Raw genomic sequence first — 14,191 nt, 5'->3', positions numbered from 1 at the left:
TCTTTTTGGCTTTGTTCGTCATATAAGAGATTGTGAATTAACTTAACGATAAATTGGAATCTGTCTGCTTCATATAATGCTCATACTATGGTGCCCTTTAGCTGTTTCCTCATTACAAATTTTTGCTTTGTTTCTGCATGAATAGTAAAGCCCAAGTTTTTATACATATCAACAAACCCCATAAAATGTTTACGTTCATCTGTAGTTTCTTTTTCTGGATATACTTCAACATAATCATAACCATCATTCGTCGCGTCTTGACAAGCATATTGCAATAATTGTTTTGCTATTGCTTTTCTTTTCATATCAGGTGCAACAAGAAAACAATATATAGATTTTACTTTATTATTTGCGTCAATCTCCAATTCATTTACTTGGGGCATAAAACGATACCAGCCGATACAGTTCAAACATTCTGTCTTTGTATTTGCGTTACACCAACCAACGATACAACCGTCAAAATATGCTAAATATCCTTGTATTTTTCCGCTCTTAACATATTCAATAGCCATTGCTTTTCTTTCTTCACGCGATGGAATACCTGTTCCGAAACGGTGGTCGGCACTACACCAACACTCACAATAACAGGTATGCTCAGGGATATTGTCATCATGTGGCGTCGTTTCGAAAAAGTTTATATATTCTTCTACGTGAGCAGGTGTCAATTTTTTAATTTCAACATTCATTCCATTACCTCCACTAATATAAATAATCTGCCAAATTACTATTTATCTATATATCATATAAATTATCCTTACTGACCGCTTTTTACAACTCCGTATTGATTAACAAATTAGTGCGGAACTAAAACTTTAATTAATATGCCATTTCCACTAACGTTTCGTGTTGCCGACGTTCCTGAACCTTAGCCCGACGGGCTTGGTGAAGGAATGTGCCTTGGCGTTGGTTTATGATTTTCTTAGTTTGAAATATAGACTTTCCTGTATAGATTCTCCCTTCTTAAAGGACTCGCTAGCCAAGGCGAACGGCAACAGTTTGTTATACGTAGTTTTAGCCACTACACTTTAAGCAAAGTCTACTGCAGCTATCTTAAAATTAATTTCGTATTATAAGAAAAATGATCCGCTACTTGTGCTTGGCCATAATGTATGTTTGTTATGCTAAATATAAAGGATGTGCATTAAAGACTTATTCAATTAAACTATTAATTAATTAATTAATTAATTAGGCTGATGAAAAATCCCAGTTCTTAACTGAGGACATTGACCATGTGAATCAACTTCTCCATATATCTTAAGAATGTTTTTCAGCCTTCTCTTTCATAACATCAAGACAGTAAAAATAGTCTCTGTCATGTTCCATTATTCATTTTTCACATCATTATAGTTTAATTCAATCATAATAATTTACCTCGTTCCTATTTGTATACAGCAATACATACTTATTTATGATTACATCTCAGATTAAACCTATTTAGTCTCCTTTGAAATTTATTCCAATACTTATAATGCAAAATAAGGATGCTGCGTTATAAATATACTCTAGATGCTGTGAATAACAAAACAATCACAATTTATATTTGTACTTTCATTTTTTTCTCATAATTATAGATTGAAAATGATATTTCCCTCCTGTTTCAATTCTTTCAAAACTAATTAACTCAAAGTAATTTGAAACAACTTGCTTTATATTTTCATCAGTATAAGACGAGAAAAATCGATGTGGAGTGTAAATATCATCCTGCCATATGCCTTCTGAATCCTCACCACCATATACTCCCATAAAAAATAATCCTAAAGGATTTAGCACACTTCTAATTTCTTGCAATACTAAATTAAGATCTGCTTTTTCAACATGCAATAGAGAATTCATTGACCATACAGCGTCAACTTTTTTACCAATCTGATAAAGATTATAAAAATCTGATTCATATGATTCAATTCCTTTTTCTTGACATAATTTAATCATTTCATCTGATAAATCAACTGCTATTACATCTATATTGTTATTCATAAAAAATTTGCTGTCTTTTCCAGTTCCTGCACCAACATCTAAAAGAGTAGACTTACCCTCATTTAATAAAAGTTTCAGAAATGACGCTCTTGGTTTTACCTTCCATTCTTGCACTTCATTTTTTTCTCTTTCATGAGCACAATTATTATATGACTGTTTTAAAATTTCTTTTGTTTCACTTGTCATTTTATAACCTCCATTTTATTCATCTTTCTTTATTACACAATAAATTACTATTATGTAATAATTACCAAATTCTTATATTACCTAAAAAAAATTTCAAGGCTCCAAAGAACAGCCTCGGCATTGCCATTTCCTATAACGTTTCTTGTTGCCTACGGCAACATTTTGTTATACGGAGTTTTAGCTATTATATCTTGGGCAAGACTTAATCCAGTTATCCTTGAATATGATTCATACCTAATAATTGTGGTACAAAATATGAAGATTGCGACCTAATTATTAGATATACTGTACTCCCTGAAGAATATAAGGATTACGAGAAAACGCACCATATGTAACTCTTCCATCATAGTTGAGCATACACTTTACTCTATCTGTTATAAACTCTTCTTCAATTAAGTTTAAAACTTCACCTCTTTCAAACCAGCAAACTTCAAGACTTTCTTCGCTTGTAGCCAATTCACCTGAAAGTGATTTAGCAGTAAATCCAAAAGTTACAATTGTAGGAATTGGACTTACTCCGTCATATTGAACCCCAATTCCTATATTAGAGTGAACTACCGTTAAATTACCAATCTCTATGTCTATTCCTGATTCTTCTTTTACCTCTCGTTTCAATGCCTCAATAATAGTTTCTCCTACTTCAACTTGTCCACCTGGAATTTCCCATCCTCTTACTGGATTTTTAACCATGAGTATTTTTCCTTCATCATTTTCTATTAGCCCACATACAGAAACAATATGTGATGGAAAATTCATAATATCACAACTCCTTTAATTCGTTATATAATACATTTGCATCTCAATAAAACCTAATCCGAAAACTTTTAAGCAATCACTCTATTTCTCTAAAATTACGTATAACGTTTCGCACTCAAGACGTTCCTGAGCCTAGCCAGACTTGGCTTGGTGAAGGAATGTGCTTTGGCTTCTTCGAAGGCTTGACCCTAATTTAGCCAAAGCGAACTTGAGTGCCTTGTTATACGATGAAACCTTTTCTACTTAAGTGATTCCCCATTCTTACTTATTATACAAATCTGTGGACACCTATTACTATTAATAAAGTTTCTATAATCTCCTTCTACCCCACATAAAAATTCATTATAAAATCTAACAGTAATTTCACTAATAATTTCATGTGCCTCTTTAATAGGCAATATCTCATTCTCCATTTCTTGATTGTAGATAACTGGCCAATCTGTAAAGGTAAGATGTTCTGAGTATTTTAGTTTAATAAAGGATTTATATCCTGCTAAATATTCATAAAGTTCCTTTTGTGCTCTTATTTGCCCTATTAAAGTTTGATGACGCATAACAATTCTTTTCTTAAACTCCTCACCATTCATTTTATCTGCATTGAATTCTATGGCCTTTTTCATTTCTTCCGCATAGTCTATGGTACCTCTTCTAAAGTTTAAAAAAGGAGTATATAACCTTTTCTCTTCTAATATATCTTTTGTTAAATTAAAATGCTGAAGGCTACCATCAAGCATTATAACAGCTTTAATTCTTGTATCTTCTGAAGCTGCTTTAAATATTGCCGCTCCACCAAGGGAATGTCCCATTATTCCAATCTTATTTAAATCTAGTTTTTCCTTCATTAATTCATCTTCACTATTTAATATTTTTAATTCATCTAGTAGAAATAAAACATCTTCCTTTCTTATATCAATTAATTGTTCTTTTTCTTCCAAAGTAGAATTAGCAATGTGCTTAGCTTGTTCAACTATTTCTCCATCAGGCAAAATAGTGAAATCAGCGTCATATATATGTCCTAATGTAAAAACAACATAACCTTCACTTACTAATTTTTCTATATTATAAATTAAAGAATCCCTATCCATACCCAATCCTGGTGAGTAAATAATAACAGGATATAATATCTCTTTCTTACTAATTGGGACATTATTATATGTATTTATGTTTATACTCTTAAGGTACCTTTCACTTACTTTTTGACCTGCTAAATTCTTTTTCCCTGCAAACCTTTTAATTAATTCTTCCTGGCACGGATGGAATATATCCATATAATAAGCTTGTTTAGTTTCATTCAAATTCTCGTCAATTTGATAAAATATACTTATTATAATTTTTCTTTTTTCATCTGTATCATTTAATGATTCTTTTCTCTTATTATCTGTTAATAGTCTAACTGTTCTTCCAATTTTCATTCTATTTCCCTCCTTTATTTCTACACTTGCGGTTGGCTGTTTTGTCGTATAACGTTTCTTGTTGCGGACGTTCCTGAACCTTAGCGCGACGCGCTTGGTGAAGGAATGTGCCTTGGCGTTGGTTTATGATTTTCTTAGTTTTAAAAGACACACTTGAATAATTTACTGTTCTTCCCTCAAAGGAATCACTAGCCAAGGCGAACGGCAACATTTTGTTATGTGATGTTTTAGGTCTTGTACTCTCTATATAGCGTGCAATTACCCCTAATCTATTCATGATTTAATTTATTATATAAGAGTATTACGAATTAACATAAATGACCATTTCATTTATATTCTTTTTTCTTGTAAAATCTGCTGGCTTGTCAAATGCGGCAAGCATACCTATTTCATCAGGAGTTAAATCTTTTTTCTGTTTCTTTTTAATCTTTATTTTCCAATTCAATAATATCATAAGCACTTTATCAAAAATTGACAGTTTATTATAGTTAAAACCACCTCGCAAATAGAAAAATTTAATACATTTTTGTTGGTCTGAAGTAAAGTTATTGGTTACAACTCCTTTTATTACTTTTTCACTTGATGGAGAAGCCCCTGAAGCGAAAACAACTAACTTTTTATCTTTGAGTTTATCAAAGTTTTTCGTAATGAATTTAACACCGTTAATACCAACGGCATGCAGACTACCACCATAAACCAAGGTATTATATTTCGTTAACATATTGATATTAACTTTTGAAACCTCCAAAATATCCGCTGATAGTTCTTCTGCAATCCATTCTGCATAATTCCTTACAAAACCTGTTTTTGATTTGTAAACTACAATAGTGCTCATAATTTTCAACTCCTATCCAATTTATTGTTGAATGTATCATATTATATATTCTAATCTACTATTGTGACTTATCGTTTCTATTGGAATACATAAAAATCACCAACTGCGTAAGAAATTTTCAGATAGACCTGAAATGTCACATAACGTTTCCTGCTCAAGACGCCGAGAAGCCTAGAGCGACTGCACTTGGCTTCACAGGTGTGCTTTGCAGTCTTCTCATGCAAAGCGGACTTGAGCATTTTGTTATATGTAGTTTTAGCTACTACACTTTGAATAATGGCTCTAAAGCCTCTTCAGTTCCCATTTTTCAAGTTAATTATAATACTACTCCTGGCTCTTCAACACTTGCGGAGCCCATGCTACACAATTCCTTCAGCACTTCCGCAAAAAGCTCGCATAATTCTTTAAGTATATCAATGTCCTTTATAACACCAGTCGCCTGGAAGTATAGCTCATCTACTCCTTCAGGAAAATGTGCATTGAAGAATCCCTCATCATCTTTTATTTCAAGATTAATTTTTGGCTGCTCTTCTATTAAATCCCTGATGCTTTTATTTGAAAACAACTGCTTTACCTTTTCTTCACTATTGCTTTTTATAACGAAATCCTCATCAAACTCTTCATAACCGATGTTTATGTCTTCCATGCCCAGCATCTTACCAATCCCGCTGAAAATTCCAGTTCTATATATTTTGAAATAGAAATTATTAAGATTTACAAAAGGTGCTCTCATCCTTGTATATGTTATTGATGATTTTCCTGTGGATACAGTATAGGTATCTAATACAACAACCCAATTATCTATGTGGGCTTCTACTCTGTCTCCCGACCAAAAGCCCTTATTTACGTAATCAGCCTGAATTTCATCAGCCAGTTGCTGCCAAATTTCTTTTTTGCTTGGTCCAAATAATCCCATAAAATTTCCCCCTCTTAACATTTAAATCATTTACGAATAAACATTTATGTGTTATTAATATATTTACAATATGATTATATTACAAGTTAGGTATGTGTCATATTTTTACTTTGTGCTGCATTACTTTACTGCTTAGACATACTAGCTTATATTTAACTAGTAACCATCTATTTATCTCATGTTTTTTAAAGTTATATATGATTATTCTGATAAAACCTGTTGGTGGACAATATCTAACAATTGCTTCTGAAGAAAATAAATTAAAACATATGAATGATTGCTCTGTTTAACAAAAATTACATATAACGTTTCGTGTTCAAGACGCCGAGAAGCTTAGAGCGACCGCACTTAGCTTCGTAGGTGTGCTTTGCAGTCTTTTCATGCAAAGCGAACTTGAACATTTTGTTAGCAGAAGGTCCTCACACCATACTTGGAACTACCACTATCAAAAAAAACACTTTACTTAAAGATTATGTAAAGAGCATACATCAGTTTGTCTATGGATTATGCTCATTTTTGTTATCATAACTTCTCTTATTCTACAACAAATTCACTTATAAAATCTGCTTTCAGATCTTCAAGCCTTGTTCAATCCTTTCTGCTCTTTCAATTGCCAATGCTAGATAATTTTCTGGACTTAACCCATGATATTTTTCATGCCTGTCCTGCTGAACCTCAAGTGAAAGAACTCCATTGTATTTGATTTCTTTAAGTGTTTTTATCATCCTGTCCCAATTTGTTGTCCCATCAAACGGTAGCATATGTATGTCTGCATCACCCACGTTATCATCCAAATGTAAGGCAAAAATATGCTGCTTGTATTTACTTAAAACATCTATGTCAGGTGTAAAAAAATTATTATGTCCGCTGTCAAAACAGAATCCCAATTTTGATGAATTAATATTTTGAAAAATAAAATCTACATACTCGTCTCCCACAGAGGCGTCACTCCACAGATCATTGCATTCATCAAACGGCAGATGCGCATTGCAAATGTATAAATCATATTTCGCAGCTAACAATCTATAAGCAAACTTTTCACCTTCAAAATTACCTGTGCCATTTCCCCACCATATCATAACCGAATCAAAACCTGCGCTTTTAATAAGTTCAAATCGTCTTTTCATTGGCATCGAATATCCAAAGAAAACAAATATACCTTTTCTCAATATAATGTAACCCTCCTTAGAACTATATGATTGTGGAGTGGCAAGGACGTCACTGCCTATACCATATAATACGAATAATCTCTATTTTGTTTTATCAAACAAAAATGTACTTCATAAAATTCAAAAAAATTTCGAACTTGCACTCTGCTACCAAGACTTTCTGCTAACGTTTCGTGTTCAAGACACCTACGAAGCTTAGTGCGACCGCACTTGGCTTCGTAGGTGTGCTTTGCAATCTTTTCATGCAAAGGGAACTTGAACATTTTGTTATATGACGGAACTTGCGAAAACTTCTACTATCTACTTATTTTAATCAAAAAAATTGTTAATATCTAGTTCTAAGGCCTTACCTTGCACTTCTTCAATGGCGGGTACGGCAACGATTTAAAAAACAGACACAGGTCAGTAATTGTGTCATTTTCTATTTCTTATGAAATTTAAAAATATAAAACAACCATGTTATACTTGTAAGTATTAAAAAACTAATAAAAAATCCTATAATATAAATAAACATATGTTTAGCCGTAGTAAAGCTATTAAAACGCAAGAATAATATATAAGCAATCATTATTCCAAATATACAACCTATCGTTGTCGGTAATATTTTTTTAATAGATTTCAATAATAATGCTCCATAACTCATACAACAATCCTTTCCTTTCTATATTATCTTGATTTTCTCATAAATTTCATATATTCTCACTTGTGGAATGGAATATATATCTATGTTTTTTCATTATATATTTAGTAGTTCCATCACAATATCCTGCCAATCTAACCTAACTTTTAAGAATATAATACTCGTATATACTATTTCTAAAAACCTATACCATTCTGATATTATGCCATTTTTTGAATCGCAATCTACTGACAACTGATAAAAAAGAGATTGACATTTTTTCTTTTACTTACTTACAATATTAACTCTCCTTTTAGTCAATAATATGTTCTGTCATATAACGTTACTTGTTGCAGACGTTTCCCAGCCCTAGTGCGACCGCACTTGGGCTGGGGAATGTGCCTTGGCGAGAGGTCAATCACTAACCTATATATAGATTATAAGTCATAAATTTACACATTACTATATAAAAATAGTCCACCAGCCAAGGTGGACGGCAACATTTTGTTATACGCCGTGCTACTAGCCTAACTATATTTATTAATATGGATGCAAATAGCCTGAATAGTAGATTACTTCTACTTCTTTCTCATCAAAACAGCCCATAAAATTTCTTTCCCAAACATATTAATATCTTTACTTTCTTTCATTTCCCTAAATTCAAGTACAGTGAAATAAGGTTCTAAAATTGCCTTTAACTTTGACTCTGAAAAACCTAGACCTCCACACATAGAAAATTCCCTATACACATCATAATCTGATATATTTGCTCCACCCCTCAAATTAAAGCAGGTTAGCCCAAAATATCCATCTTCTTTCAATAATTCCGCTATCTTACTAAGATATTGACTCCTCCTGTGAGGATTAATATGATGTAAACATCCACTGTCATATATGTAATCATAACTATTTTTTAGAGCTTCAAAATCAAATATTGACCTATTTATAAAGTTGACATCTATAGAACTCTCTAAAGCTCTTTGACATGCCCATTCAATTGAGGTTTGCGAAAAATCAATTCCATCAACTTCAAAGTTTTTTTTAGCAAGATACAGAGAATTTCTTCCATTACCACACCCAATATCTAAAACTCTACCTGCCTTGAAAATCCCACTTTCTAAATACGAAACAAGATTTTCATCAGGAGCATTTATAAAAAATGGTATCGGTTTATCTTTATTAGAATAGAACTTGCCCCACCACTCTGCATCTCTTTTGTCTAGTAAATCATCTAGCATTAAAAACACATCTTCTTCTCTTTTGATAATTTCTTCGTCAATCTTATTTATCACCATTCTTAATCACCCCTATTAATTTATTTGAAAATGCATACATGCTCAGTCACTTTGCAAATGGCGTATAACGTACCTAACTCCCGACGTTCTTGAGCCCTAGCGCGACCGCGCTTGGCGAAAGAATGTGTTTTGGCAATCTTTTCATGCCAAAACGAATGGGAGTTTTTTGTTATAGGAAGTGGCAACTTTCTTTAATTTCTGAGATTAAACTTATTTTATCAATTATCAAATTAATTTCACTACATACACCTCAAAATAACAAGATTATACATTAAATTTGCTTATAATATTTATAAATCTAAATACCATAGAAGTTGAACTTCATCTTCTATATCAATATCATTGTAATAAGCATATTCGTCTATCTTTCCTAATATGGCACCGTGATTATGGTAAAATCTGCACGCTTGAACATTATTATTTTGACATTCAATTTTCATCTGTTTTAATCCATTTGATTTAGACCACTCAACAGCTATAGTAAATAACTTTGTACCTACTCCCTGTCGCTTATATCTATCATCAACTCTTATATCCCATAACACACTCATATCGTCTCTACCATCAAGCATATTAACATTTTTTGTTTTTGAGGCAACAGTAACTGCCCCAATAGGGAATTCGTTATCAAACGCCATAAAGAATGCCCAATTAGTTATGTCAAATTTTCAGCATATTTTTGCCTCCTCATATATTCCTAAATCTTTTCGGTATTCTTTAATGGATGTTTCTTTTAGCAAAATTCCTCCCAATCCATTTTCAATTTTCTCTAATGTAAGTATGCTTTTTACATGAACAATCATAGGAATACTGTCATATTTTTCAAAATATGATTTATCAATTTCTCTATATGTAATCACTTTCTTTACCTCCACTAATAAAATTAAACTTAACTTCGTCTTTAGATACCTAGCTCGACGCGTTTGGCGAAGTAATGCGCCTTGGGGACAGTCGAACGACAACCTATATATAGATTATAAACCATAAATTTACACATTGCTATAAAAAAAAGAGCCCACCAGTCAAGGCGGGCGGCAACATTTCGTTATAGGGAGTGGCAACTCACCTTAACTTCTGAGATTAAACCTATTTTATCAATTATGCATATGTCTTTTTCTCAACAGGAATCCATATTTCACAAAAGCAATCTGCATTAATATCTTCTGAGTACAATTCAAAATCAGTATCATCAATCATGCTATACTCTGAACCTGGAAGAAATTCTGAAAAGATTTTCCCCCATGTTTCGCCTATACAATCCCCAGTTTCACCAATACATTTAAATACAGCCCATAATATAGGTTTTACCTCCCATATAGTATATCCCTCCGGTACATTACCACCACTAAATTCCATACCAATACCATAATCAAAATGTGTACTTTCTTTTGATATTGGTGCACAAGCTCCATAAATATCATTCTTGCTAGTGTTTTGTTTCAGACCATCAAATGTTCCATTGTCACCACATTCTTTCCAAAAATCCGGAATTTCAGTATTTCCCTCTTCTGAAATTATTTCATTTCTAAACTTTGCAACCTTAGCCAATAATTTGAATCCTTCTCGTTTTTCGATTCTGTAGTCCATAACAGTACCACCTTCCAATTTTATTTTAATAAGAAGGCGATTAAAAGATTTTAATTTCATACCTGCACGCCTTGCCACATTCGGCGTAATACCATGAAATCTGGAAAATGCCTTTGTAAAACTTTCGGGCGAATCATAACCATATTTTAAAGCAATATCAATTACCTTTGCATCAGACATAGAGAGTTCCTGCCCCGCCATAGATAATCTTCTATTCCTAATATACTCATTAGCTGTAATACCAGTCACTAAACTAAATGTCCTATGAAAATTATAGCTTGACATATAGACATGCCTTGCAACATCTTCATATGTAATAGGTTCTAATATATGTTCTTCCATATAGTCGATTGCCCTCTGCAAGTTTTTAATAAAATTCATTTTTCTCACCTCCATGTACAAATTGTACTAAAATATAACTGTTATTTCCTATCCTACCTTGCTTTCATTTGTCTAAATAAAATATAAATAATCCATACTTCGTATAAAATTACGCTGATGTAATAACTACTAAATTTTAGCTCTACCTAAGCAAAATATGGAGGCTCCAAAGAATAGCCCCGGCATTGCCATTTCCTATAACGTTTCTTGTTGCCGACGTTCCTGAAACCTTAGCCCGACGGGCTTGGTGAAGGAATGTGCCTTGGCGATGGGATAACTACTAACCTATATATAGATTACAAGTCATAAATTTGCATATTACCATATAAAATAGTCTACCAGCCAAGGCGAACGGCAACATTTTGTTATATGCCGTTCCGTCTAAACTAAATTTTCGCTTACCTCTAAATTGAAAACTCCGATATATGCACGTTCTGTGAATTTCAAATTTTATCTTATACTTTCTTTACTTAATAGGAATACACATTTATAAATCAAAAGTGTTTTCTATAACACCTGGTAATACACTATATATTGATTTTCCCATCCTCTCTTCAAAATATTGTTTGTTTTTGAAAGTTGCTCTCCATTTATTAATAATATGCTCATGTATCCCATGTCTTAATACTACATCAACCATTCTCTTTTCCATTAAGCAAAACCCGCTTGGTAATGCTAGTGCATCACATAATTGTATCAATCTATCATAATCATCATATTCTGCAGACTCAATGTAATTCTTAATAAAACTGTATTCTTCATCACTACAATAATCCCATCTTCCAAAACAAGTTCTTATATCTTGGCACTCAAATGAATGAGTTAAACAAACTTTTGCTAGTTTATAATACCCCTTTTCCATAGCAAAATTATAGCCGTGTAAAATATGCTTCATATATGAAACCCCAAATCTTACACCGATGTCATGTAGCATTCCTAGTACTAAAGCAACATCTGGGTTTAACCCTTTACAATTTTTTGCTATCAACTCTGCTGCTCTTCCTGCATTCATTGAATGATCAATCCAAGGACCAGGATTTAATTTTTGTCCTTCTAGTAATAGTAATTTTGCCTCCTCTAGGGTTGGCACACCTTGTCCCAAATGATTTATCATAATTGTGCATCTCCTTTAATAACATTTATTAATAAGTACTAAGTAACTAACTTAGGAATGGCATATAACGTTTCGTGTTGACGACGTTCATTAACCTCAGCCCGACGGGCTTGGTGAAGGAATGTGCCTTGGCGATGATTTTAGATTTTCTTAGCTTGGAACATAGCTTTTCTGTATAGCTTGCCATTCCTCAAAGGACTCTCCAGCCAAGGCGAACGTCAACATTTTGTTATGTGATGTTTCAGGTCTTGCACTCTCTAAATGGCGTGCACTTTCCACTAATTCACTCGTGATTTATTTAACTGTATACGAATACTGTGAATTAATTTATGTGGAAAAATATATCTATAGCCCAAATGTATTTTCAATAACTCCAGGAAGTATACTGTAGACAGACTTTCCTATCTTATGTTCAAAATACGCTTTTATTTCAAGTGTTTCATTCCATTTAAGTGTAGTATATTCATTGATACCATGTCTTATTGCGGCTTCAACCATTCTTTTCTCGATCAGATAATAACCATCTATAAATGCTAAGGCATCACATAATTGTATAAGTCTATCGTAATCATCATATTCAGTTTTTTCCAAGTAATGTTTTACAAAATCATATTCTTTCTCAGTACAATCCCATTTTCCAAAGGCAGATTTTATATCTTTGCAATCAAATGAATGAGTAATGCATACCTTTGCCGCCTTATAAAAACCTTTTTCCATTAAAAAATTATAACCGTCTATACTATGCCTCATGCCTGTTATTCCGAATCTTCTACCTATATCATGGAGCATCCCTAATATTAACGCGGTATCTGAATCTATATTGTCACAATTTTGTGCTATCAATTGTGCTGCTTTTCCAGAATAAATAGAATGTTCAACCCAAAGTCCTGGATTTAACCTTCCTGCTTCTTCTAATAATATTTTTGCTTCTTCTAATGTAGGTAGCCCTATTCCGTGCTTATTTTCCATTTGATTCTAACTCCTTCGTATTTTTATGGATAAGTAACAGTTAATAACCAATATTACTTATCCTTTATATTAGAATGGTTTAAAATAACTAAATGCGTAAGATAATTTCTGATAGACCTGAAATTTCACATAACGTCTCGCATTCGAGACGTTCCTGAGCCTAGCCAGACCTGGCTTGGTGAAGGAATGTGCTTTGGCTTCTTCGAAGGCTTTACCCTAATTTAGCCAAAGCGAACTTGAATGCATTGTTAGTGGAAGTAGCATATTTGCACTACATTTTATTCGTTGACTATACCCCTCAACTCTTTTGGGCTTTGTTCGTCATATAAGAGATTGAGAATTAACTTAACGATAAATTGGAATTTGTTTTAATATTCTTTTATAATATTGGTACGCAAATTTCACAATAATGCTTATTTATCATCTGCATTGCATAGCGTTCAAGAATAGGTCTTTTATCATCAAATTCATAATTTCTTTTTGATAACACCGAAAATATCTCCATCCATGCTTTTTGCATAGCATCTACCGTATGACTTATTTTAAATACGCAATATTTTCCACCGATAGTTTTTCCGAAATTAATATACTTATTATCAACTTTAAATTCATCCGAAACAACTAAACATGTATCATAACGACAATCTTTAGGTTCTGTGAATTGAGGGTTATCTTGGGCTATTCCTAATATAATTGAATTTTCATTAAATAAGTTTTTTTCTCTAGCCCAACTTTTTAATTGCTCCATTATTTGCACATTCTCTGAACCGTAAGGACCTGCTCTTCGTATATAAGCAATTTTATATGATGATATCATTTCAATATTAATATCCATAACTTACCTTCTTTTTTAATAGAGTACATCGATGCCTGAATTCATCATATAATGCTTTAAAATGTATTTCAACTTATTTTTTAAAATTACCAAATTACTATTTATCTACATATATATAAATTACCCTTACTGATTACTTTTTC

15 protein-coding genes are annotated in these 14,191 nt (G+C 32.6%); all 15 read right to left on the bottom strand.

The window, feature by feature from the left end; translation table 11 throughout:
- Window positions 1-80 precede the first annotated feature (80 nt).
- The 15 genes from G9F72_RS13400 to G9F72_RS13335 all read right to left on the bottom strand — a co-directional run bounded on the left by G9F72_RS13400 (window position 81) and on the right by G9F72_RS13335 (window position 14,048).
- Window positions 81-686 carry a GNAT family N-acetyltransferase gene (locus G9F72_RS13400; RefSeq protein WP_164958644.1) on the bottom strand — a complete coding sequence of 202 codons (606 nt, stop codon included), beginning with the start codon at window positions 684-686 and terminating at the stop codon, window positions 81-83.
- Between the two features lie 862 nt (window positions 687-1,548).
- Window positions 1,549-2,160 (bottom strand): class I SAM-dependent methyltransferase, encoded by a 612-nt coding sequence (locus G9F72_RS13395; RefSeq protein WP_164958645.1) that lies wholly within the window; start codon window positions 2,158-2,160, stop codon window positions 1,549-1,551.
- A 276-nt stretch (window positions 2,161-2,436) separates the two neighbouring features.
- Window positions 2,437-2,916, bottom strand: coding sequence for an NUDIX hydrolase (locus tag G9F72_RS13390; RefSeq protein ID WP_164958646.1), 480 nt, complete (start codon window positions 2,914-2,916; stop codon window positions 2,437-2,439).
- 239 nt (window positions 2,917-3,155) lie between these two features.
- Window positions 3,156-4,328: an alpha/beta hydrolase family protein gene (locus G9F72_RS13385; protein WP_164958647.1), complete on the bottom strand. Its 1,173-nt coding sequence runs from the start codon at window positions 4,326-4,328 to the stop codon at window positions 3,156-3,158.
- A 301-nt stretch (window positions 4,329-4,629) separates the two neighbouring features.
- A complete protein-coding gene (locus G9F72_RS13380; RefSeq protein ID WP_164958648.1) occupies window positions 4,630-5,163 on the bottom strand; it encodes a flavodoxin domain-containing protein in 534 nt (177 codons plus the stop codon).
- Window positions 5,164-5,479: 316 nt separating this feature from the next.
- Entirely contained in the window at window positions 5,480-6,079 is a 600-nt protein-coding gene (locus tag G9F72_RS13375; protein WP_164958649.1) for a DUF3137 domain-containing protein, read from the bottom strand.
- A gap of 569 nt (window positions 6,080-6,648) precedes the next feature.
- On the bottom strand, window positions 6,649-7,248 hold the full coding sequence (locus G9F72_RS13370) for a sugar phosphate isomerase/epimerase family protein (protein ID WP_164958650.1): 600 nt from the start codon (window positions 7,246-7,248) through the stop codon (window positions 6,649-6,651).
- 1,197 nt (window positions 7,249-8,445) lie between these two features.
- Window positions 8,446-9,162, bottom strand: coding sequence for a class I SAM-dependent methyltransferase (locus tag G9F72_RS13365; protein WP_187356087.1), 717 nt, complete (start codon window positions 9,160-9,162; stop codon window positions 8,446-8,448).
- Between the two features lie 290 nt (window positions 9,163-9,452).
- Window positions 9,453-9,800 carry a GNAT family N-acetyltransferase gene (locus G9F72_RS13360; RefSeq protein WP_164958651.1) on the bottom strand — a complete coding sequence of 116 codons (348 nt, stop codon included), beginning with the start codon at window positions 9,798-9,800 and terminating at the stop codon, window positions 9,453-9,455.
- 30 nt (window positions 9,801-9,830) lie between these two features.
- Window positions 9,831-10,022, bottom strand: coding sequence for a hypothetical protein (locus tag G9F72_RS13355; protein WP_164958652.1), 192 nt, complete (start codon window positions 10,020-10,022; stop codon window positions 9,831-9,833).
- Between the two features lie 238 nt (window positions 10,023-10,260).
- Window positions 10,261-11,130 (bottom strand): AraC family transcriptional regulator, encoded by an 870-nt coding sequence (locus G9F72_RS13350; protein WP_164958653.1) that lies wholly within the window; start codon window positions 11,128-11,130, stop codon window positions 10,261-10,263.
- 487 nt (window positions 11,131-11,617) lie between these two features.
- Complete coding sequence (locus G9F72_RS13345) at window positions 11,618-12,244, bottom strand: HD domain-containing protein (RefSeq protein WP_164958654.1); 627 nt, start codon at window positions 12,242-12,244, stop codon at window positions 11,618-11,620.
- A 150-nt stretch (window positions 12,245-12,394) separates the two neighbouring features.
- Window positions 12,395-12,523 (bottom strand): hypothetical protein, encoded by a 129-nt coding sequence (locus tag G9F72_RS27115; RefSeq protein WP_263486913.1) that lies wholly within the window; start codon window positions 12,521-12,523, stop codon window positions 12,395-12,397.
- Window positions 12,524-12,589: 66 nt separating this feature from the next.
- Window positions 12,590-13,213 carry an HD domain-containing protein gene (locus tag G9F72_RS13340; RefSeq protein WP_164958655.1) on the bottom strand — a complete coding sequence of 208 codons (624 nt, stop codon included), beginning with the start codon at window positions 13,211-13,213 and terminating at the stop codon, window positions 12,590-12,592.
- A 379-nt stretch (window positions 13,214-13,592) separates the two neighbouring features.
- The gene (locus G9F72_RS13335; protein WP_164958656.1) at window positions 13,593-14,048 is read right to left on the bottom strand and encodes a GyrI-like domain-containing protein; all 456 of its coding nucleotides are present in this window, start codon (window positions 14,046-14,048) and stop codon (window positions 13,593-13,595) included.
- Window positions 14,049-14,191: the final 143 nt, after the last annotated feature.

Source organism: Clostridium estertheticum, assembly GCF_011065935.2.
Classification (GTDB): Bacteria; Bacillota; Clostridia; order Clostridiales; family Clostridiaceae; genus Clostridium_AD; species Clostridium_AD estertheticum_A.
This window is presented reverse-complemented; position numbering and strand designations above follow the sequence as displayed.